This window comes from Rossellomorea sp. NRS-1567 (assembly GCF_050467885.1).
Classification (GTDB): domain Bacteria; phylum Bacillota; class Bacilli; order Bacillales; family Bacillaceae_B; genus Rossellomorea; species Rossellomorea aquimaris_C.
Map to the genome: position 1 here is coordinate 143417 of NZ_JBITPL010000007.1, position 21881 is coordinate 165297.

The 21881-nt window shown below is 45.2% G+C and carries 21 protein-coding genes; 4 read left to right on the forward strand and 17 right to left on the reverse strand.

What is annotated here, in order from left to right; genetic code table 11:
* Positions 1-23: 23 nt before the first annotated feature.
* From ACIFOD_RS05310 to ACIFOD_RS05350, 9 genes are all read right to left on the reverse strand, one after another.
* A complete protein-coding gene (locus ACIFOD_RS05310; protein ID WP_430313823.1) occupies positions 24-1535 on the reverse strand; it encodes a spore germination protein in 1512 nt (503 codons plus the stop codon).
* A gap of 259 nt (positions 1536-1794) precedes the next feature.
* On the reverse strand, positions 1795-2829 hold the full coding sequence (locus tag ACIFOD_RS05315) for a cyanophycinase (RefSeq protein WP_430313744.1): 1035 nt from the start codon (positions 2827-2829) through the stop codon (positions 1795-1797).
* A gap of 445 nt (positions 2830-3274) precedes the next feature.
* Complete coding sequence (locus tag ACIFOD_RS05320) at positions 3275-3880, reverse strand: FMN-binding negative transcriptional regulator (protein WP_430313745.1); 606 nt, start codon at positions 3878-3880, stop codon at positions 3275-3277.
* A 19-nt stretch (positions 3881-3899) separates the two neighbouring features.
* Positions 3900-4316, reverse strand: coding sequence for a RidA family protein (locus ACIFOD_RS05325; RefSeq protein WP_430313746.1), 417 nt, complete (start codon positions 4314-4316; stop codon positions 3900-3902).
* 46 nt (positions 4317-4362) lie between these two features.
* Positions 4363-4884, reverse strand: a complete 522-nt coding sequence (locus tag ACIFOD_RS05330) for a DinB family protein (protein ID WP_430313748.1) — start codon at positions 4882-4884, stop codon at positions 4363-4365.
* 184 nt (positions 4885-5068) lie between these two features.
* Complete coding sequence (locus ACIFOD_RS05335; protein ID WP_430313749.1) at positions 5069-6250, reverse strand: permease; 1182 nt, start codon at positions 6248-6250, stop codon at positions 5069-5071.
* Positions 6251-6496: 246 nt separating this feature from the next.
* Positions 6497-8041: a CPBP family intramembrane glutamic endopeptidase gene (locus ACIFOD_RS05340; RefSeq protein ID WP_430313751.1), complete on the reverse strand. Its 1545-nt coding sequence runs from the start codon at positions 8039-8041 to the stop codon at positions 6497-6499.
* 12 nt (positions 8042-8053) lie between these two features.
* On the reverse strand, positions 8054-8479 hold the full coding sequence (locus ACIFOD_RS05345; RefSeq protein ID WP_430313752.1) for a hypothetical protein: 426 nt from the start codon (positions 8477-8479) through the stop codon (positions 8054-8056).
* A complete protein-coding gene (locus ACIFOD_RS05350) occupies positions 8473-8685 on the reverse strand; it encodes a helix-turn-helix transcriptional regulator (protein ID WP_430313753.1) in 213 nt (70 codons plus the stop codon). Before ACIFOD_RS05350 ends, ACIFOD_RS05345 begins: the two co-directional genes overlap by 7 nt.
* A gap of 243 nt (positions 8686-8928) precedes the next feature.
* Between ACIFOD_RS05350 and ACIFOD_RS05355 the strand changes: the two genes are divergently transcribed.
* Entirely contained in the window at positions 8929-9057 is a 129-nt protein-coding gene (locus ACIFOD_RS05355) for a hypothetical protein (RefSeq protein ID WP_430313755.1), read from the forward strand.
* A gap of 101 nt (positions 9058-9158) precedes the next feature.
* Here ACIFOD_RS05355 and ACIFOD_RS05360 read toward each other — a convergent pair whose 3' ends face one another.
* The 8 genes from ACIFOD_RS05360 to ACIFOD_RS05395 form a co-directional block, all read right to left on the reverse strand.
* Complete coding sequence (locus ACIFOD_RS05360; RefSeq protein ID WP_430313756.1) at positions 9159-9866, reverse strand: DNA alkylation repair protein; 708 nt, start codon at positions 9864-9866, stop codon at positions 9159-9161.
* A 65-nt stretch (positions 9867-9931) separates the two neighbouring features.
* On the reverse strand, positions 9932-10144 hold the full coding sequence (locus ACIFOD_RS05365; protein ID WP_430313757.1) for a DNA-binding protein: 213 nt from the start codon (positions 10142-10144) through the stop codon (positions 9932-9934).
* A gap of 156 nt (positions 10145-10300) precedes the next feature.
* On the reverse strand, positions 10301-11542 hold the full coding sequence (locus ACIFOD_RS05370) for an MFS transporter (RefSeq protein WP_430313758.1): 1242 nt from the start codon (positions 11540-11542) through the stop codon (positions 10301-10303).
* A 338-nt stretch (positions 11543-11880) separates the two neighbouring features.
* Positions 11881-12351 carry an SRPBCC family protein gene (locus tag ACIFOD_RS05375; RefSeq protein ID WP_430313760.1) on the reverse strand — a complete coding sequence of 157 codons (471 nt, stop codon included), beginning with the start codon at positions 12349-12351 and terminating at the stop codon, positions 11881-11883.
* A 151-nt stretch (positions 12352-12502) separates the two neighbouring features.
* Positions 12503-15085 (reverse strand): ABC transporter permease, encoded by a 2583-nt coding sequence (locus ACIFOD_RS05380; RefSeq protein WP_430313761.1) that lies wholly within the window; start codon positions 15083-15085, stop codon positions 12503-12505.
* The gene (locus tag ACIFOD_RS05385) at positions 15082-15765 is read right to left on the reverse strand and encodes an ABC transporter ATP-binding protein (protein WP_430313762.1); all 684 of its coding nucleotides are present in this window, start codon (positions 15763-15765) and stop codon (positions 15082-15084) included. The genes ACIFOD_RS05380 and ACIFOD_RS05385 overlap by 4 nt, the downstream gene beginning before the upstream one ends.
* Before the next feature lie 121 nt (positions 15766-15886).
* On the reverse strand, positions 15887-16882 hold the full coding sequence (locus ACIFOD_RS05390; RefSeq protein WP_430313763.1) for a sensor histidine kinase: 996 nt from the start codon (positions 16880-16882) through the stop codon (positions 15887-15889).
* A gap of 1 nt (position 16883) precedes the next feature.
* Complete coding sequence (locus ACIFOD_RS05395; protein ID WP_430313764.1) at positions 16884-17570, reverse strand: response regulator transcription factor; 687 nt, start codon at positions 17568-17570, stop codon at positions 16884-16886.
* 346 nt (positions 17571-17916) lie between these two features.
* On the opposite strand from ACIFOD_RS05395, the gene katG reads away from it, so the two are divergent.
* From katG to ACIFOD_RS05410, 3 genes are all read left to right on the forward strand, one after another.
* Positions 17917-20133 carry a catalase/peroxidase HPI gene (gene katG / locus ACIFOD_RS05400; RefSeq protein WP_430313765.1) on the forward strand — a complete coding sequence of 739 codons (2217 nt, stop codon included), beginning with the start codon at positions 17917-17919 and terminating at the stop codon, positions 20131-20133.
* A gap of 339 nt (positions 20134-20472) precedes the next feature.
* Positions 20473-21015 carry a helix-turn-helix domain-containing protein gene (locus ACIFOD_RS05405; protein ID WP_430313767.1) on the forward strand — a complete coding sequence of 181 codons (543 nt, stop codon included), beginning with the start codon at positions 20473-20475 and terminating at the stop codon, positions 21013-21015.
* Entirely contained in the window at positions 21012-21788 is a 777-nt protein-coding gene (locus ACIFOD_RS05410; RefSeq protein WP_430313768.1) for a phosphatidylserine decarboxylase, read from the forward strand. The genes ACIFOD_RS05405 and ACIFOD_RS05410 overlap by 4 nt, the downstream gene beginning before the upstream one ends.
* The last annotated feature ends 93 nt before the right edge of the window (positions 21789-21881 follow it).

Sequence of the window (21881 nt, forward strand, 5' to 3'; positions counted from 1 at the left end):
CTTTCAATAAGTGAAGTCCATGACTACCCTTTTCTGATTTTGTCGCCAGGCTTCAGAATTTCGGGTCTCCTTTTCATTGATTGGATGGGCAGTCTGATTAAAAAGTCTTTCCAATCGCTGATTTGGTACGGTACTGCAGGACCGAGGAAAGGGACTCCAAAGCTTTTTAACCGGACAAGGTGAATACAGAAAAAAAGGAAAAAGACGATGACACCATAGAGTCCCAGAGTAGCAGCTAAAAACATGGCGATAAATCGTAAGATACGTAATGAAATACTTAACGTATATTGTGGGAGTGAAAACGATGATATCGCCGTTATGGCCACAACAATGACTGTAACTGGACTAACGATACCTGCTTGCACCGCAGCCTCTCCAATCACAAGACCCCCGACGATCCCAATGGTTTGGCCGATAGGTTTGGGTAAACGCAACCCTGCCTCCCTTAATATTTCAATAGAAACTTCCATTAACATAACCTCAATGAGAACAGGAAATGGGACTCCTTCACGAGAGCCGATAATGGAAATGGCCAGATTTGTTGGAATTAAACCCTGATGGAATGAGACAAAGGAAATATATAAAGCGGGAGTGAAGACCGAGATGAAAGCAGCCGTATATCGTAACAACCGAATCAATGAGCCGGGAATCCATCGATCATAATAGTCTTCTGGTGATTGCAGATACATATTGATGGTGACTGGAGCAATCAAGACAAATGGGGTACCATCCAGCAAAATGCCTACTCTCCCCTCTGACAATGCAGCAATCACCCGATCAGGTCGTTCCGTGCTTTGAATTTGCGGGAAAAGTGAGAAAGTATTCTCTTCAATAAATTCCTCAATATATCCAGATTCCGGTACATTATCGATGTGAATCGATTCAATCTTTTCCTTCACGTTCTGTATGATTGTTTCATTGGCAATGCCCTCTATATAGGCGATGATCAGTACCTTTTTAAATCGTTCTCCAACCTGGAAGCTAATGAACCTTAGATCCTTATTTACACCAGCTTTTCTTAGGATTGCTTGATTATCATTTATATTTTCATTAAAACCGGTTCTGGGACCTCTCACCACCTGCTCGGTTACAGGTTCTTCAATACTCCGATCTTTTGATTCACTTGTTTTTAAAATGATTGCTTTAGTAGATTTCTCATGAAGCAATGCTGTTTCCCCTCTTAAAATATAGGAGGTGATTGTATGTATATCCGTTTCCTCATGACATTCACTCACAGGAAGCATTTCTTTAAGAGAATAAGGGATCCTCTCGTCATCTATCGTGTTGAACATGAGGGGGTCCAAAATATTATTATTAATAATGGCTGTATCCACTAACCCTCTCGTGAAAATGATCGAAGCTCTTGAATCATTCATGAAAAATTCCCGGGTTATGATATCATTATTTTCCCCCAGCACTTCATTGATCATCGATACATTCTCAGATATATCGCTTGTCATCATAAGGGTTGATTCCTTCTGTTTTGATGAGCCGGGTTGTTTCATTGAACCAGTAAGTAAGGTCGTTAATTTCATGATGATAATGGGTACGATCAACGTTAATATGGCGTAGATGTATACGTTGAAATCGGGAAGGTATCCAATGACCTTATGAAGAAAATCCACTAAACAAACCTCCTAAATAAGCTTGCTCTCATCTAGTTTCTCTTTAAAGTAAGGATTTATTCCGAGGATAGATGATATCAGTGTTTTCAACTGCTTCCACGTCTTAATGCGGTTAAATCAAAAAAAATCCCCCGAATTACTTCGGAGGATCATTATTAAAATGAAATTCCTATTGATTTCCGTAAATATTTCCGGTCGTTGACGTCAATACACCATTCTGAGCATTTAATTTATATTTCAGGCCGTTGCTGCTTGTCCAAGTCGGGAAGGAGAATGTATCACCTGTTTCTAACTTCACCATTTCAATGTCTTTCATTGTTAATGGTGAGCGTGAACCGCTTGTTGGTGCACCTGTTGTACGAGCGATGTATACAGCCGCATCCGTACTTCCCGGTTGAGATACAACACGTGCTGAGCCGTCTGCTTCCACTAATAAAGCAGTTTGTTCGTTAACGGCAATCCCTTTTGCCTGTGTCGTCCAACCGTCCATGATATTACGAGCCATAAACCCAACAAATCGCCCCATACGGTCGCGTTGCTCGAAATGCGTGTCCGTGATGGTACTTGTTAAATAAGGGTTATCTAATAAGTTGCGTGTAAACGTCATGTAGCGATTGCTTGGGTTACTTAATGCTTCATCTGAATAAACCGAACCGTTTCTCGCATCATATACAAATTGCCCTTGAATCGCGAGTCCTGCACTCGTTCCACCTATTGGAACATCGTAGATTGAAATTAAATCATTTAATGTATCTTCCAGTGGTGTATCTATTATATAGTCCACATATAAAGACTGATCACCACCCGCAAAGAAAACGGCCTCTGCTTTAAATACTTTATCAAGTACAAACGAATCGTACGCAGCATTGCGATTATTTAATACAATGGTTTCCACTGAGTCTAAGGGAACACCGTTACTTGCGGCTAAGTCGTACACATATTGATTGTAGCCATCACCACCAGATGCTCGTAGAACAACAAAGTCCCCCCCGTTTGCCTTTTCCGCCATCCATAGCATTGCTTCATCCACATCTGTTGACCCACCCATTAAGTTAAGCCCATAAGTGGTAGATCGGGTAATGTTTGTCGTGTCTCCATAGCCGTAATACGTATAATCCTTACTTGCTGCTTCAGCAGGCCCGTGAGCAGCCAATAATCCCAATGACAAACCAATCGTTGCAGCCATTTTCAAATATTTCTTCATGTTTCTTGCACTCCCCACACTTCATTATTTGTAGGGACGTCTTATCTTCCCTACACTTAATCTAAGTGCAAGTTTTATGCCAATTTGAAAATTGTTAATTTTCAGTATTTTATGAGTTAATCTTCTTATTTAATGTCTTTTAGGTTATTCTTAAAAGAACCATTTAACCCCAATAACCCATTTAACTATAAATCCTATCAAGTAGAATGCATGACATCATAACCCAGATTTCCTTAAAATAAAGAAGGAGGTAACCAAAATAATCGTAGCAGAAATGACTAAGTATAAAATCACCCTAGGCATAAACAGGTTAAACAAATAGAAAAATAGAGTTACCCTTGTTTTTTCATAGATGTATAGAAGCTCCCTATCAACCAAATCTAATTTAGAAAGCAGACTTATATACTATTACTGAACCAATCCTGTGCTTCAAATACAATAACCATCACTTTTTTAGATTAGCCTTCATCAATTCTGAAATCTGTTGCTCATCTGTATATGGAATTTGTTCAAGTTGATTGATCACCAGCTCTTGTCGCTGTATGGAATGATTTTGACTTAACTTCGCTTTTCCTTCTATCTTACTGATTTTTATTTTGAAACCTTGAACTCCCTTGCTCATACCAGCGAGATAGTCAGCACCTGCATCCTGTAATCTGTATGGACTGTCAGGGGCTTCATACTTCATTACCAGATCATGGAACGAATCCATTAACTCCTTTTCGTCCCTCAGAAGCTCGACTTCTCCATACACATGAACGGTCACGTAATTCCATGTCGGCACTGCTTTATTCGTCTCATACCAGGACGGTGAGATATAACAATGAGGACCATGGAAAACAGCCAGGACGGTTTGATTTTCAATATCTTTCCACTGAGGATTCGGGCGTGCAAAGTGTCCGTATAAGTACTTCCCGTTTACTATTAACGGTATATGAGTGGCACATGGCAATCCATCGTGTTGAGAAAAAAGAGTCGCAAAACTATGTTCTTTCATGATTTCGTAGGCAACCGATTCATCTGTGATCTTAAAATCTTTTGGAATATACATGATCCTATCCTCCTTTCAGCTATACATTTGTTCGTTTCTCTACTGCTGCGATCGCTTCGATTTCCACCAATTGATCTGTGTATCCCAGCACAGTCACTCCTGATAACGTACTCGGGACGTCATGATCCCCAAACTCTTTTCTTATCGAGTTCCAAGCCGTCACTAAATCTGACTGATTCAGAGAAGCTACAAGGACCCGGGTATATACGACGTCCTTCAAGGAGGCACCACTCTCTTTCAGTACTTCCTTCATATTCTCCACACATAGTTTGGCTTGGAGTTCGTAATCATTGATATGAGGAACTTCCCCTTCTTTGTTAAGAGGACAGGCTCCGGCCAAAAACAGGAGATCCATGTCCGAAGGTACTCTTGAAGCGTATGCATAATCAACATGTGCTAAATGTGCTGATCGAATCAATGATATTTTTTTGTTCATGTTTTTCCCTCCATTTATTTTGACGAATCCGAAGACTCACTCATGCTTAAGAGTTTAATACCCCTAAATATTCCTTCCATGGCCCGACATCTTCCATATAACGATTGGAAAATACCCTTACCATTTGAGAAAGGTGTGTCAAATCATGGACCACCCAAGTGGAGATTAGTTCTCGTGCGCTGACCTTTCCGAAAGCAGGATGCATACCTGTTGCATCAAGGGGGTGCCGAGCCACTAACGCCTTTAACTCATTCACATTCGTTGCTCTGAGCGAAGCAAATTCCATGATCTTCTCTTCAAGACTTTTTGAAGTGGTTTCTTCTAAATGGGAAAAACGATCAAAAGCAGGAAACACCGTACCCTCCCTCTCTTGAAAGAGCATCTTCAATCTCGGAATCCAATTGTGTTTCTCCCCTTCGATTAAATGCTCCACAACTTCAATGGCATTCCAGGTCCCTTCCCCTTCATCACACTCCAACCATCCTTTTGACAAACCGGTAAGGAAATATTCAAGGGTCTTCGGAGTTCTCTCCAAGACCTCGATTGCTTCATTTAATTCAAAGTTCATACGCTTTCCTCCTCTATGCTGTTCCACCTTCCACCTCTATGCCTTGCCCAGGTTAAGGAAACAATCCTATTGATCTCTTAAGTTAAGTTCGACGTAGAAGAATGAATCCCTTGTTATGTTCGATACATGCACGGCACACAAAAAATAGGCTGCCCACTAGTCACGGGCAACCTACCTGAACGAATCACACAAAATGCACCACAGTTCCAACCAATAAATATCCGATACAAACATATGTTACAATCGTCTTCACTTTCGAGTCGCCTTCCATATTCATCATCGAATGGTGATGACCCGATTTCATGAAAAGTCGATTTAAATAGATGGAGACCATCGCGACAATGGCAAATACGATGTTTAACCAAAAGGTATAATCGATTTGAAAGGGTGATTCATTCATCACTTGTTTGGCGTTTTCCGGGATCAACCCGATAGCCGTAAACGCATAATGCATCCCCATCGCTGTCAGGATGATGGATAGGTAGAAAATTCCTGCAATGTATAATGCCGTCTTCAACCCATAATACTTCTTGTGAACAGCAACGATCGGTGGCACGACCAAATCAGAATAGATGAATGCCATTATTCCTGCAAAGGCCACTCCACTGGATGCGAGTATGGTGGCAATGGGGATATTCCCCATGGACCCGATGAATGTGAGCATGGCAACGATCGGCCCGATCAGTGCATTTTCCAGTACCTTTAAAAACGAGTCCGGTTGATCGGCGAGGAAGAACATTTTCCACGTATCTTCCGAAATGAATGTGGCCATGATCCCCGCAATGGTGAATCCAATCGTAATCTCTTTCCACACCATTTGCCAATTCATCACAAATTCATGTCCGACCTGATACCAGCCCTCTTTGGACTTGATTTTCTCTTTCCAGTCGAATCCTTCTTCGTCTTCCCCTTCATCCTCCACATGATTCTTTGCTTCCTCCACCAGCTTCTTAGGATAAGTGACTTTCACAAGAATCCAGGTAATAAAGATCAGAACGATGCCCCCAATCATTTCCGCTACTACAAACTGCCACCCGAGAAAGATATAAATAAGTATACCTAATTCAATCACCAGGTTGGTAGAAGCAAATAGAAAGGCCAGGGTCGGAATAAAATGAGCCCCTTTTTTGAAAAGATTCCGCCCTGCTGCCAGGGCTGCAAAGGAACAGGAGGAACTGATCGCCCCGAAGAGTGTCGATAACCCAACGGACTTCAAGCTTGGATTCCCCATATACTTCACCATTTTATCCTTCTGTACAAAGGCCTGAATCATGGAACTGATTAAGTATCCAAGTACGAATGCCCAACCGGATTTCCAGAAATACCCCAGTGAGGTCTTCGCAGATTCGCCAATCAATTCTAACAAATGACCATCTCCTTTTCTGTAATTGATATCTGCTATAGTTCATTGTTACCCACTAATTATGCAGAAACATTGCATCTTGCATGAAAAAGGGGATCTGATTCCCATCACGGTTGTTGTACTATTACCACTAACTGTTTTATGTAACACTTCAAATTCATAAAAAAATGCCTGCCCCGTTGCGTTCATACAATAACGCAACGGGGCAGACATCAAAATGGGGCCAAGGTACCAGTCCCCATGGCTCCCTCACTCCACCACCCGCGGCCCAACCACATGCAGCACAATATCCGCTGTGAAATGAGCAATCATGGCGAATTCAAGTCCCACAAAGACGAAGAGTGCCCCGAACACAAGCCCTCCTATCCCATTGATGACGAGCATGCTGAGGAATATGCCCAGGGTCATCTCAAAATTAGATGCCGCCACACCATAATGCATGATGCCGAAGACTAAGGAGGCAAGGACAATGGCCGACCATTTCTTCACTTTTGTCGCCGTTCCTTTGAACATTTTCATCTGCAGCCAAATCAGCAGCGTGACAAGGAAAAGACGGAAGATCGATTCTTCATTCACGGCCGCTCCGAATGACCCCAATGTCCCGAGCCACCAAGTGGGTTCATTGAGTGAAGAATTGTCCACTCCGAGTGGCTTCGATACGATCAGGCTGAAGATGCTGATGGCCACACCTGCGAGTACCCCATAGAGGGCGGATTTTAAGACTGGTTTTCTAAAAGAATGAAGCGGTTGGTTCTTGTTGAAAAAGGCTTCGAGGATCGGAGCCTTGAGCTTCACCTTCTTCGCAAGCCATAAGGCGATGAATAGCAGGATTCCCGCTTCCAGCAGCACCTGGATGACGTAGAACACGGTGAAGGACAACTTGCTCAATCCCATGACTTCATGAAGATTCTCCCGCGCCATGGCATAGGGGGAAATCGCTAAAGCTCCCAGTATGTTCAGGACAAGTAGGGTGAAATAGACCTTCCAGTTGATGATACTCGGTCTTTTTCCCTCATGAGCGGCAGCGACCAATCGATGTTCTTCCATGTATTCGCTGCCATCATAGCCGTCCACTTTTTCCTGAAGGTCCATGATGAATGGGTCCGGATTGTCCATTGATAGCAAAGCTTTCTTCACTTCTTTTTTCTGACCGAAATAACCCCTGGCGTAAATCGGCTCCTTGAAGATGATTTCATATTTCAGTTCATCCATCATGCCGAATACACGGGTGAACACTCTTGGAAGCATGCTGACATGATAGGCATTTTTCTCGTGGATGATGCCGCCGCCCTTGTTATACTGCGTCCTTGCAGGCTGAATGGCTGCGACATCCCTGATATGAAAGGTCAATGACCTTCTCACCCCGATGTTCATGACGACTTTGTTCCCTTTTATCCGGATCGGTGAGTTTCTGACTAAGTTATAGTCTCCCAGCATGTAGAGGATGCTGTAGACATGGAGCACAACGAGGATATTTGCCCTGAGGGGATCGATTTCCTTTAAGTAGATGTGAAAGACGATTCCTTCAATTACTTGTTCATGAAGGAGCGCGATGAACAGCCAGAAGTAATTCGATCCTTTGTGATAATAATAGCTCTGGATTCCTTTGTCATTGCCTTTCTTCTTCTTCCATCTGAACAGGGCATAGAAGAATATGATCCACTCTTTTTTCAGGATGGTCATGAACGGATTGCTGTCCATATCCCCCCTTCTGTATTTCACAAACAGGATGACGGCGCCGACTTCCGCCAGGGTAATGAGTATGATGATTGAGATTATCAACTGAGTATCCATCTGTTTCCCCCTTTAGCTGAACCGCTTCATCTGGAACCAATAAATGAGGTATTGAACGACGCCCATTCCGATTAATAGAATGATAGGAAAGTAAGGAATGTGGTGTAGATAAGCGGTCAGCGCAATGCCGATCGGAATCGCGAAGGCAAAGAAGATATACACCTTTCTCGTCGCCTTGAAGGTGAGCCACTGCATCCCTTCATCTTCTTCCCGCAGTTCCATCGGGATCACGCTCGGCTTGATCCGATTCTCCGGATGCCGTCTGTTATAAACAGGAATGATCGCCATCATGATGAGGAGCGGAATCCCGAGCACCATGGAATCCACCACGAGCCAATCCGGGATATGGGCCGAATAATGATCTCCCAACATGATGATCCCAAAGCCGATGACGAGAACGGCATTGAACAGTGGTGACTGAAATATCTTCTTTAACATGAACCTCTCTCCTCTTCCAAGCGAAATATCTCTTCTACCGGCACGTCAAATGCGTGTGCAATCTTTAGAGCCAGCGTAATGGACGGTGCATAATCCCCTTTTTCGATCAATCCGATCGTCTGTCTGGTGACGCCGATTCGATCAGCCAGATCCTGCTGGGTAAACCGGAACCTGGCACGCAATTCACGAACAGAATTATTCAACATCTACCATATTTCTCCTTTAATGGTTTTATTATCTTAAATGTAAGGTATCCATTGCATTATGTATAGGATGTTTTACTTTATTTGTTAATTGGACAAATGATTGTGGTGAATTGTTAATAATTGGATTCTGCATTGACTAATGTGGAATTTTATGGAACAGAGTAGATTGTTCGGATAATATTAAGTGATATTGGGTAAACCTTATTCTAGAAGATTGTCGTTGAAAAGGGAGTTGATGAACCGATGACAAAGCAAATTCCAAAGCATGATAAGGAAAAGGATCTTTCCTTAGAGGAACAACTTAAACTGTTATCAAAATCCATAGGGACCATGGATTTAGGTGGAGATTCCGATCAAATCTGCAGGGAGTAAGAAGAAAAAATAATGACTGTTTACTCCCTTGAAAACAATAGCATCCCCGGAAACGATGATCCGGGGATGCTATTGTTCCATTCCATATTAAATGATACGTCCTAACACCTCACATACTTCCGCTTAAACCCGATCTTCCCTTTCTCCACTTGCTTCAGAATATCATCGGCAGCCTTCAGGGTGCTGTTCTTTTTCCCCTCCCGTACCATTTCAACAGGTCCGATTTCTTTTGCCGTCTGAAGAGCCAGTTCATGAAGGGGAACATAAGAAACCCCGACTGTCGTGACAAAATTACTCATCGCCGATTTCGTTCGTTCAGGTGCATTGTGGATGGTTTCTTTCACTTGCTCCAGCATTCCCGCGAGCTTCGTTTCCGAAAACTCTTCGTCCTTGCGATTCCCAAGCAGCCAGCAGTAGCAGCTCCACCCCGCTGACATTTTCAACTCTTCACCACTTGCGATCCACTTATCGGCAACGTCTTGTGCGATGTCGGCTTCAGCCAAAGTGACCGCCACCACGTAATCGGACAGCATATAAAAATATGCCCCGTCGATCCAGCGGTCAAAGTCTGCCTCCGTCATCTCTTTCGGATCGGCAATGACACCTGCAAAATACATGGCGTCATAATTCCCCGTTGCATATAGCTCCTCAGCCAACACCTGATCCTTCTTGATTTTCCTGGCAATCGGCTTCATCGCACCTGTCGCGACGCCAAAGAGCGGCTCGTGGGCACCATTGGATATGTACATTTTCTTGCTTCGTTCCTTGCCCAGTGCTTCAAGCTCCTGCATAACCGTTTGTGAATCCATTCTATCCACTTCCTTTATTTTATAGGTTGTTCACCTTACCATAACTACACTTTCCTTAAATCTGTTTATGATTTTTTTGCAAAAGACAGCCCTTTTTCTTTCAGAGCCTCATTCAATATTCTCACTGCTTTCGGTCCCACCCCATGAATCTTCAGGATATCGGATTCCGACACGCTGGTAAACTGCTCAAGGCGATAAAACCCGGAGTTATGAAGCTCACGGTTCGCGGGCTTACTCATCTTAGGCAATTCGCTTTCTGGTGTTGGGTTATTGGTCATGTCCCTGTCCCCTCTCTCTTTTCATCTGTCTTGCAATACAACTAAATCGAACGCTCCTGTTTAGTATAAGTATTCTCCCTAAATAGTGCTGTTCCTTTATTTCATGACAGAAAAAAGAGCTGCCACAAGGACAGCTCTTCTTAAGACTATACTCACTCAGGGCGCAGGTGCAGGCTTCCCTGCTTCGATCAGCACTTGGTCACGGCCCAGCATGACGGAAAGGAGAATGGTCAATACGCCTGTTCCGATGAGGAGCCATTCAATGGCGATGATATCTGCCAAGGGTCCGAATATCAGCATTCCAATCGGCATCATCGAGGTGGAGATCATCCCCATGACCCCGAAGACTCTTCCCAGGTAATTCTCTTCGATTTTCTCCTGCAGTAACACCATTGTCGGTGTATTAAAAATCGGCATGGCCACTCCGAATAAAGCCATGAAGACGAGATAGAACCAAAAGACCGGCACGATGCCAAGAGCGAAGGTGCAGAATCCCATAATCAGACTTGAGAAGGTCATCGTCGCAATCTTATTTTTAAACCCGCCCCAGGAAGCAATGATGGCTCCGCCTGCCATCATCCCAATGGAAAAGGCAATTTCGATGGCCGTCAGTCTCCAAATATCATCGCCGAAGCTCCGGGTGACCTGCAGCGGAGTCAAAAAGGCCGCAGGTGCCATCAGAACAAAGAAGATGGAGAAAAACAGGAAGAACTTCTTCAGGAACCCATGGCTGTTGACATATTGCAAGCCTTGTTTGAAGTCACTGAAGTAGCTTGTTGTTTGCTTCTCCGCTGCCTTCTCATGCACCGAGATCTTTAAAAAGGCCAGCAGTGTGATGATTGCAATGGCTGCCGTAATGACATCGATGAAGAAAATGATTTCAATCGATGCCATCCCAAGTAATGCCGCACTGACCATTGGGGACACGAACATAATGACAGCCTGAATGCTTCCGTTTGCCCCGTTCACCTTCGTCAGCTTCTCCTTTGGGACAATCTGCGGCAAAATTGCACCGACAGCCGGTGTCTGAATCCCGGTTCCAAGGGCCCGGACCGCTGCCATGACAAACAGCAGCCAGATTGAATCGTATCCCATTAAGAAGAGAATCGCGAGAACCAGCGTTGAAGTCGCGATCAGTCCATCCGATAACACAATCAGCAGCTTCCGGTTATAGCGATCCGCCCACACACCCGCAACCGGGGACAGGAGGAAGGTCGGAATAAATCCGCAAATGATGAACAACGTCATCATCAATCCCGACTCCGTCTCTAACGTGATATGCCACATGATCGCGTATTGCACCAGGGACGACCCGAATAACGAGATCGTCTGACTGCTTAGAAAGAGAATGATATTCCTTAACCAATCTTCCTTATGATTATGATTTACTATGTTCATTTCCCACCAACTCATTTCTATTATTTAGTATAAAAACAAGCCTTGCCTACTAGTTTTAAAGACACAAAAAAGAAGGGAGACTCCTCCCCTCTTTAAAAATACCGACAAATACAGGTTTCCTTAAAAATAGACAGATCAATCCCATTGCTCCGAACATAGGCAGAGCCTTCAAACGTATTCAATTAACGAGTGAAAAGCGGGAAACGCAATCTGATTGATGCTGTCAACAGGAAAACCTCCATTTCTTTTATAAGTAAGATAATCATAGCAAAGGGCCCCTGCTGGCGCAATCGTTTTTTCAAACTGAACCTGGAGTTTGCTCCCGGTGGATATACACTTCAGGAGCTTATCACTTTCGTTTTCTCCAAATAATCTCTCAAAGAATCCAAATCCTTTGCGCAAGCCTTCTTAAATGCGCCTACCATTAATTTACCGAACCATTTCGACAGTCCGGTCAGTCCTCTGATTTCACCAAGTAACGTTACTTCTGTTTGATCACCAGATGAAGTCAGCAAATAGGTAAATACAAATTCTCCTTTTCCTGTCGTCCCCTTCGTACCGTCACATCGCAGCACTATCTTCTCAGGTTCTACAAGCTCCACTACTTCAAAATGTTCCGTAGCTTCTTTGCCGAACATCTTTCTTGTCTCTTTCCACTGACTGCCTTCACGGAGTTGCCCTTCATCCATTCTCTCTATTTCCACCAACCCTTGCATCCAGTGTTTGGCAGAATCAAGGTCTAATAGACTCCTATAGGCTAATTCTTTGGAGACCTGAAAGTTTCTATTTACTTCGAAAGGGATACTCAAATGGAATGACCTCCTAAAATATCGTGCTTTTGAATAGATTTGACAAGTTTGCCTTAATTCCTTCTTTTATTTGAGTTTCAAGAAATGTTACCGCCCTTCCTTCTTTCCACCACAAAAGGAGATAAGCCTCTAAAAGCCCATCTCCTTTCGTCTATATATTCTCTTGCTTCAATCCTTCAATGATATTCTGCTTCTTGACCTTTCCGATTGAATAAAGCATGGCCGAGCTGACGATGATGAAAATCGCAGCGATGACAGATAGGATATCGATCCACGGCAGCACGAATCCGTAATCGAAGGTCTCTCCAACAGATCTGTGTATCAGATACATGACACCGATACTGATCGGCAGCCCGAACAGCAAGGATTTGACTCCGTAAAAGATGCTTTCATAGTTGATCATTTTATTAAATCCTTTTGGGGTCATCCCAACGGATTTAAGCATGGCGAATTCCCTTTTTCTCAAGGAAATGCTCGTTGAAATCGTATTGAAGATGTTCGCGATGGATATCAATGAAATCAGCGCAATGAAACCATATGTGAAGACTGACAGGAACAGGATGAGCTGTTCTTCCTGCTGCCTGTCTTGATAGACATTATATATATACAGATTCGATGGCACCACTTCTTCAAGGGCTTTCTGGGTTTCCATCGGGTCGGTACTGTTCATATATAACTGGCTGCGGACTTCCTTTTTCATCTCGTCATCCATCAAGGCATCCATCGTTTTCATCGGTACGATGACATCCAATCCGCCCATCATTGCGGTACGGACACCCATTGGCACTTGGTCTGTCATGGCCCCGATCGTAAACGATCCCAAAGGTTTCGATTTCTCTGTATCATAGTTCGTGAAGATCAAATCGAGGACGTCTCCCGGTTCGGTTACGATCGATTTGGCCTCGATGAACTTGGTCGTGGTCGGATCGTGATAGGAAATCTGATCAATGACGATGGCTGTTGGCTTCTCGGGATCGTCGAACATCTCGAGTTCTGCGCCTGCTTTTTTGGCAAAGTCTCTAAAGCTCTGTTCATCCAATCCATGTAAGTTCACATAGTATTGATAACGTCCATCATCAAGGGGAATGTTATCCCGTTTGATCATGACCTTCAATTCCTGAGGAAATTTGTCTTTGTCAATAAGGGCAGTCGAGCTCAGACTTTTTTGGACGCTGTATGCTGTGATATTCTCCAGTTGAACCAAGTCTTCCAATTGCTCTGTATCCCCGGTATTGGCCGATACGGAAATATCGAAATTCGTCCCTTCCTGGGACATGACTGCCGATTTCTTCAGGTTATCTGTAAAGAAAGACACCGATAAGAAGAGAACGATACTGATCACCAGGGAAAAAATCGTCGCATGGTAACGCCGTTTATTCCGTTTCAGATTTTTCAATCCGATTTCCGCCTCCAACCCGAACAGCTTCCGGACGAGCTTGGACGTTTTGACCGTCTTACCAGTCAATTTGACATCCTGCGTCTGGCGGATCGCATCGATTGCTGAAATCTTCGAGGCTTTTCGTGCAGGCAGATACGTAGAAATAAAAATTGTCGCGCTTGAAATCAGACAGGAAACCAGGACTGTTGACGGCGTGACGACGACCTGAAGCCTCTCAGAAATGCCCAATGCTCCGTCAATATAAGTATTGATAAACCAAAAGGTAGCTCCGATCCCCAACGCCCCTGCCAATAAACCAAGGGGGATGCTGATGACTCCGATGACCATCCCTTCGAAAAAGACGGAATTTCTCTTCTGTTTCTTCGTCGCCCCAACACTCGAAAGCATCCCTAAGTGTCTGGATCGTTCAGATACACTGATGGCAAATGCATTATAAATAAGCGATACCGAACCGATGATGATGACGGCCATGATGATCCCAAGTAAGGAAAACAGGGTGAAGCGGAGATTGTCATTGTCCGTCACACCGTAGTAGCGTAGCAATTCATCATTGAAAGCCACTTTCCCAATCCCATTCTCTTTTGCCAGTTTCCCGGCATGCTCAAAGACGGAGGAGTTCACTTTGTCCAACACCACAATCGCATCCACCATATCCGACTTATTCAAGGAACTCTTATCGATATAGCCGAGCACTGTATAACCTGGAGACCATGCCGGTTCCCATGATGGGGTTTCTATGATGCCCGTAACTGTGAAGGTCTCCATGGAGTTCACTTCAAGCCTTTCCTTAATACCTTCTCCATCCCTTTGGAGCGAGTCATTCTGTCCCAATGGCTCGCTTTCCCCCTCCATCATCCGGCTCCCGATAGCCAGTTTGATCTGGTCCCCGATCTTATACTGAACACCGGCATCATTCGCGATTTGCTCAGAAATGACCACTTCCTGTTCATCGGAAGGCAGGCGGCCTTTACTCAACTCGATCGGAAACTGCTTAAAGCCTTCTTCATTATATTCTTTTATAAATAAGTAGGGCTTATCTTCCACTTTGGCCCCATCGAGCTTTGCATACCCCAATTCATTGGATAGGAGCAAGCTTCCCGTATCCTCGTCATTCGCTATTGCTTCAATTTGATCGGGGCTGACGTTTTGATATTGAACATGCCACTCGCCATTGTCGGCTATCGATTGTCTTTTCATAATGTCCAGGAATGACACGCCGAGTGTCGCAACGGCCATGATCATCGACACCGAGATGATCACCCCGGTGATGGTCACAAGGGTTCTTCTTTTGTTTTCTTTCAGATGCCGTAACGTCAGTTTGTTGATGATATTCACGGGCGGATCACCTCATCCTTAGCGATCTTTCCATCTGCGATCTCGATCACACGATCTGCCTGCAGCGCAATCCGTTCATCATGGGTAATGATGATCAATGTCTGGTTATAGGTTTTGTTGAATATTTTTAAAAGTTCGATGATTTCGGTAGAGTTCTTGCTGTCGAGATTTCCTGTCGGCTCGTCCGCAAGAATGATTGCAGGATTACTGATCAGCGCTCTCCCGATGGATACACGTTGCTGCTGTCCCCCGGATAATTGGTTCGGAAGATGGTTCAGCCTTTCATGTAGGCCCAATGTAGACACTAGATCCGTCAACTGCTTTTGGTCCACTTTATGCTGATCCAATAACATGGGAAGGGTGATGTTCTCTTCCACCGTCAAAATCGGGATCAGATTGTAGAACTGATAGATCAACCCGATCTGCCTTCTTCTGAAAACAGCCAGCTGGGTTTCATCCAATTGATAAATATCGGTTTGATCGATTAGCACTTTCCCGCTTGTCGGACGGTCGACGCCCCCAAGCAGGTGAAGCAAAGTAGATTTCCCCGATCCAGAAGGACCGATGATCGCCACGAATTCCCCTTTTCTTACAGAGAATGAGACATCATCCAGTGCCTTGACCGCCGTTTCCCCTTTGCCATATATCTTAGACAGATTTTCAATTTGTAAAATATTCATTTGGTACCTCCATAATGTTGATGTAGACCCCAGTATATCTGTCCAATATGACTTTAAAGTGACTATGAAAGTGACAATTTATTCACTTTAGGGGGTACGGGGAGCAAGAATAAACACCCTCCTATTTATAAAATTTAATCGAAAACACGGTACCATTTCCTTTTTCACTTCGGACCTCAAGATCCCCCTGCTGACTGGTGATGATGCTGTAAGCCATCGCCAGACCGATTCCGACACTGTCGTCGCTTGCATTCTTGCCCTTGTAAAAACGCCTGAATATGTATGGAAGATCTTCTTTTGGAATCCCGTCTCCATTATCCGCAATGATGATTTCAGTGTAGAGCGGATTCTCCGAAAATGAAATGGAGATCACTCCTCCTTCTCCCGTGTGCTCCACAGCATTTTTCAGAATATTAATGAGGGCCTCGGCCGTCCAGCGAAGATCACCGGTAAACGTGACCGATTCGTCCCCGCTTATGTTCAATGTCTGCTCTTTAATATCCATTGGAATCAAGACAGGCTGCACCGCACTCTGAATCAGATCCCGGACGACCACCTTGTCTTTCTTAAACGAAATGGTTCCTGCATCGATCTTGGATAATTTCAAAAGCGAAGAAACAAGCCACTCGATCCTCTCCAATTGCACCCGGATATGTTGAGTGAATTCGGAACGCTTTGATTCCTCCAATGTGCTGTCACTTAAGAGATCGGCCATCACCATCATCGAGGTAAGAGGTGTCTTCAACTGATGTGAGATATCAGAAAGGGCGTTGGTCAAAGTGAGTTTGTCCTTCTCTAAAAATGAACGATGCTCAGACAGCATCAAGGTCACCTTATAGATGTCATTCTTTAATATACTGAGCTCCCCTTCTTGGTTATCCCGGACATCAAGGCTGTCATCCCCGCTGCTGATTTTCCTCAAGTAACCCGAAAGCTTTTCAATTTCACTGTACCGCCACCTTGTAAAGATAAAGTTGCATCCTGCTAGCAAAACGGATGTGACCAGCACAAACAATGCAACCCGAATCGAAAACAGAAAACCTGCCAATATGAATGCCGAAAGACTGATGGATAAAAGACTGATGAAAAACCATTGAACTTCCCGATTCCGCCACATATCAATCGCCTGCCTTATATCCCATACCGCGGACGGTCTTGATGATCGTTGGCCGCTGTGGTTGGTCCTCCAGCTTTTCCCGCAGCCTCTTAATATAAACGGTCAACGTGTTGTCATTGACAAAATCACCGGCCACGTCCCAGATCCGATCAAGAAGCTGGGCCCTCGTCAGCACCTGTCCGACGTGCTTGGCAAAGATGAGGAGAAGCCGGTATTCCAAAGCGGTCAATACTACCTCGTCACCATTCTTATACACTTTACCCTCCAACGTGTTAATCCGGATATCCTCAATATCGAGCCACACGTTTGCCTGTGCCGGTTGTTTATGATATCTCCGGAGCACCGACCTGATACGGGATAGCAGCTCACGGACCCGGAACGGCTTCGTAATATAATCATCCGCACCCATATCCAGCCCCATCACGACGTTCACTTCGTCATCCAGCGCTGTCAAAAAGATCACCGGCTTATCGTCCCGCTTCTTCACCATCTCACACAAATCATAGCCGCTCCCATCAGGAAGCGACAAATCAAACAAACATAAATCGATTTCCTCTAACCTACCATGAATCATCGCTTTGGCAGACTCCGCATCATAACAAAGAATCGTCTCATATTCCTCCTGACGCAGCGAATACTCCAACCCGGCCGCAATCGTCCGATCATCCTCTACCAACAATAGTTTCATATACATACACCCTAACCGTCATTCATTTTATCAACATATTTTATCATGGAAGCAGAATCAATGGACAGGTTCGGACCAGCCGGTTCGTTTCCCTTCACCTAAGAAGACATATTCGAAATCTGTTTCATTCATGTTATTCCCCCTCGACTTACTCTTATTCTATAAGAAGCCTTCTACTTGATACATTTTCCATAAAAATCCGTCGATTGAACACTTCTCACTTTGAATCAGACTCTACGTCCACTATAATATAAGTAAGAATTATCATAATAATCTAACTCTTCACCTCTAGCAAATGGTAATGGTTTATTCAAGCCAGTGTCACATATCTGAAAGGAGAATGTAAATGGAAAACAACAATCGCCCAGACCAAAAAGATCACTCCGCAGCTGCAGGCCAGTGCCCTGTAACCCACCACAAGGATAGCGCCATCACGACGACGACGGCTCCAGGTGGTACGACGAATAAACACTGGTGGCCGAACATGCTGAATTTGAACATCCTTCGCCAGCATGACACAAAGTCGAATCCAATGGGGGAAAACTTCAACTATAAGGAAGAATTCTCGAAGCTGGATTACGATGCCCTGAAGCAGGATCTTCACAACCTGATGACAGACAGCCAGGATTGGTGGCCTGCCGACTACGGTCACTATGGTCCATTCTTCATCCGGATGTCTTGGCACGCAGCAGGTACATACCGGGAAACCGACGGACGCGGAGGCGGTTCATCAGGTTCACAGCGTTTTGCTCCCCTCAATAGCTGGCCGGATAACGTCAACCTTGATAAAGCCCGGCGCCTGTTATGGCCGATCAAGCAAAAGTATGGGAATAAGATTTCCTGGGCTGACCTGCTTGTGTTAACAGGTAATGTTGCTCTTGAATCCATGGGCTTGAAGACGTTCGGATTCGGTGCAGGTCGCGAAGACATCTGGCATCCTGAAGAAGATGTGTATTGGGGTAATGAGAAAGAGTGGCTTGCTGACAACCGCTATTCCGGCGACCGTGAGCTAGAAAATCCACTCGCTGCGGTACAGATGGGTCTGATCTATGTTAACCCGGAAGGACCGAACGGAGAACCCGATCCACTGGGTAGTGCCCGTGATATCCGCGATACATTCGGACGCATGGGGATGAACGATTATGAAACCGTGGCCCTTGTGGCAGGCGGTCACACATTCGGTAAGGCCCATGGAGCAGGTGACGCTGACCTAGTCGGGGACGATCCCGAAGCGGCGGATCTTGAGACTCAAGGGTTCGGCTGGCTGAGCTCACACGGAAGCGGAAAAGGCCGAGACACGATTTCAAGCGGTGTCGATGGTGCCTGGACGACGAATCCGACGAAATGGGACAACGGCTACTTCGACCTTCTGTTCGGCTATGAATGGGAGAAAACGAAGAGTGCGGCCGGAGCTTCCCAATGGACACCGGTCGGCATGACGGAAGAACATATGGCACCGGACGCGGAAGATCCATCCATCAAAGTCAAGACGATGATGACGACGGCCGATATGGCGTTGCGTATGGATCCGGACTATGAAAAAATTTCACGCCGTTTCCATGAGAATCCGGGAGAGTTTGCCGAAGCCTTCTCCCGTGCCTGGTTCAAACTCCTTCACCGTGACATGGGTCCGAAAGCAAGATACTGGGGTCCAGAGGTTCCCGATGAAGAATTGATCTGGCAGGATCCGGTTCCTGCGGTGGACTATGACTTATCGGATAGCGAAGTGGCTTCTTTAAAAGAAAAAATCCTGGACACAGGCTTATCCGTGAGCGAGCTCGTGAAAACCGCTTGGGCATCCGCCAGCACGTACCGCGGTTCCGATATGCGCGGAGGCGCGAACGGAGCTCGCATCCGCCTCGCTCCCCAGAAAGACTGGGAAGTGAACGAACCACAGCAGCTTGAGAAAGTACTTGGAGTCTACGAAGACCTTCAGAGCAAGCTCGATAAGAAAGTCAGCCTGGCTGATTTGATCGTATTAGGCGGAAACGCAGCCATTGAAAAAGCCGCTAAGGATGCCGGCTTCGAGGTAACGGTTCCATTCTCACCAGGACGCGGGGATGCAACAGCCGAGCAAACAGACGCTGAGAACTTCGGCGTATTGGAGCCGGTATCAGACGGATTCCGTAACTACCAGAAGCAGGAATACGCTGTCAGCCCGGAAGAAATGCTTGTGGATAAATCACAACTGTTAGGACTGACTGCACCTGAAATGACGGTCCTGTTAGGCGGTATGCGTACCCTCGGTGCCAATCACAGTGATTCGAAACATGGTGTTTTCACGGACCGCGTCGGTGCATTGACAAACGACTTCTTCGTGAACCTGCTGGACATGGGTATTGAGTGGAAACCGACCGACTTCAACCAGTATGAAGGCCTCGACCGCAAGACGGGTGAAGTGGTTCGTACGGCATCACGATTTGACCTGGTGTTCGGTTCAAACTCCGTCCTTCGTGCTCTTGCAGAAGTGTATGCGCAGGATGATAACAAAGAAAAATTTGTCCGTGATTTTGTTGCCGCTTGGGTGAAGGTGATGGATGCGGATCGGTTTGATTTGAAATAAGCGCAGATAGAATAAACACGCCTCTCCATTAAAGGATGAGGCGTGTTTTTTTAGCTGTGGCTCTTTTTTCAGCAAGGATCCAATCCAGAGCATTTCCCCAGAGAAGGGGATTCATATCAAGCTCTTCACTCAATATCCGGTCCCCCAAGACCCGTATACGATCCCGCTCCATCTATTGAAAGATTCTAAAGTCATTTTCAGTCCAAAAATAGACAAAATGGAGCAGCCTGACTTCAATTCAAACATAACAACCTTTCCACCCTTACCCTATTGACAGATACACTATTCTCTTTTATTATCAATATCAATAACAATAACAAATAAAAAGGATTGAATCTTATGACCAACCTAAATACAGACTTGATCCTTCATCCCATTAGGATGCGCATCATACAGCATCTATCTAAGGGAGCAGCTACTGTAAATGAGCTGAAGGAATGGATGGCAGATGTCCCTCAAGCCACACTTTACCGCCATTTAAATCGATTGACAAAAAGTGAGATCATATATGTCATCCACGAACGCAAGATTCGGGGTGCAGTGGAAAAAACCTATGCCATGCAGGAAGACAACCCATATATGTCCGTTGAAGAGCCGGGGCAGCTGACAGGCGAAGAACATTTAAAATTGTTCATGACCTTCCTTTCTTCCGTGACAGGCCAGGCTAGAAGCTACCTCCTGAATCATCCGGATCCGGCCGGGGATTCGTTCGGATATAATCAGTTGGACCTTTACCTTACACCCGACGAGCTCAAAGAGTTGAATGAAGGCATGAACGAGCTTTTGACTAAATTCAAATCGAACAGACCCTCTAAAGAAAACGATAAGATTTCTCTCATACAAATGCTCATACCAGACCCTAAAGGAAGTGACAACAAATGATCAGGACCAAATTTTACAGAAGAATATTCGAATTAAATGGACATCCCATCATCGCAAAAGGATTGCGTTCGTTTGCACAATCTAAGGCGAGCAAGCCGTTCATCGGCTCTTTTGCGAAATTGTATAAGCTGAACATGGAGGAAGCCACTAGGGGAATCCGTGAATATGGCTCCCTTCACGACGTTTTCACAAGGGAATTGAAACCCGGAGCGCGCCCCATCGCTGACTCTGCCGATGCATTCGTCAGCCCGTGCGACGGATATTTATCCGTTGTCAATGACTTGACCCTGGAAAGCACGTTCACGGTCAAGGAACAGGAATATACGGTGGAAGAACTGTTGGGATCATCAACAAAAGCAGAACCCTACGCCGGTGGCCAGGTTCTCATCTTCTACTTAAGCCCAACCGATTATCACCGGGTTCACGTTCCAATTGATGCTACGGTTGAGGAAGTCTATACCCTGGGGAAAGACGCAGCCCCCGTAAACGAAATTGGACTGACTCACGGCCTACGTCCCCTCACCCGGAATTATCGCCTGGTCTCCCGGTTCGATGTGGCAGGATCCCCTCTTGCCCATGTCATGGTCGGCGCATTGAATGTGAATTCGATCGTCCGGACGAATGAGGCAAATGTCGTTCATCGGGGAGATCCGTATGGGTACTTCTCATTTGGCTCGACAGTCGTGCTTTGCGTTCCAAAAGGTACGTTCAGCTTTAATGGGAAAACAGGCCCCGTCAAAATGGGTGAAGCAATTGGAACTTGGTTGTCATAATAGGAACGAAAACGCCTCTTCCCTACAAGGAAGAGGCGTTTTAAAAGATTCTTTACAATTGGTCCAAAATGAGAGGCGGTATCAGTGAGGTCA

Coding starts and splice junctions, on each gene's coding strand:
- ACIFOD_RS05310 (WP_430313823.1), bottom strand. CDS start 1,535: ATGAAATTAACGACCTTACTTACTGGTTCAATGAAACAACCCGGCTCA.
- ACIFOD_RS05315 (WP_430313744.1), bottom strand. CDS start 2,829: ATGAAGAAATATTTGAAAATGGCTGCAACGATTGGTTTGTCATTGGGA.
- ACIFOD_RS05320 (WP_430313745.1), bottom strand. CDS start 3,880: ATGTATATTCCAAAAGATTTTAAGATCACAGATGAATCGGTTGCCTAC.
- ACIFOD_RS05325 (WP_430313746.1), bottom strand. CDS start 4,316: ATGAACAAAAAAATATCATTGATTCGATCAGCACATTTAGCACATGTT.
- ACIFOD_RS05330 (WP_430313748.1), bottom strand. CDS start 4,884: ATGAACTTTGAATTAAATGAAGCAATCGAGGTCTTGGAGAGAACTCCG.
- ACIFOD_RS05340 (WP_430313751.1), bottom strand. CDS start 8,041: ATGGATACTCAGTTGATAATCTCAATCATCATACTCATTACCCTGGCG.
- ACIFOD_RS05345 (WP_430313752.1), bottom strand. CDS start 8,479: ATGTTAAAGAAGATATTTCAGTCACCACTGTTCAATGCCGTTCTCGTC.
- ACIFOD_RS05350 (WP_430313753.1), bottom strand. CDS start 8,685: ATGTTGAATAATTCTGTTCGTGAATTGCGTGCCAGGTTCCGGTTTACC.
- ACIFOD_RS05355 (WP_430313755.1), top strand. CDS start 8,929: ATGACAAAGCAAATTCCAAAGCATGATAAGGAAAAGGATCTTTCCTTA.
- ACIFOD_RS05360 (WP_430313756.1), bottom strand. CDS start 9,866: ATGGATTCACAAACGGTTATGCAGGAGCTTGAAGCACTGGGCAAGGAA.
- ACIFOD_RS05365 (WP_430313757.1), bottom strand. CDS start 10,144: ATGACCAATAACCCAACACCAGAAAGCGAATTGCCTAAGATGAGTAAG.
- ACIFOD_RS05370 (WP_430313758.1), bottom strand. CDS start 11,542: ATGAACATAGTAAATCATAATCATAAGGAAGATTGGTTAAGGAATATC.
- ACIFOD_RS05385 (WP_430313762.1), bottom strand. CDS start 15,765: ATGAATATTTTACAAATTGAAAATCTGTCTAAGATATATGGCAAAGGG.
- ACIFOD_RS05390 (WP_430313763.1), bottom strand. CDS start 16,882: ATGTGGCGGAATCGGGAAGTTCAATGGTTTTTCATCAGTCTTTTATCC.
- ACIFOD_RS05395 (WP_430313764.1), bottom strand. CDS start 17,570: ATGAAACTATTGTTGGTAGAGGATGATCGGACGATTGCGGCCGGGTTG.
- katG (WP_430313765.1), top strand. CDS start 17,917: ATGGAAAACAACAATCGCCCAGACCAAAAAGATCACTCCGCAGCTGCA.
- ACIFOD_RS05405 (WP_430313767.1), top strand. CDS start 20,473: ATGACCAACCTAAATACAGACTTGATCCTTCATCCCATTAGGATGCGC.
- ACIFOD_RS05410 (WP_430313768.1), top strand. CDS start 21,012: ATGATCAGGACCAAATTTTACAGAAGAATATTCGAATTAAATGGACAT.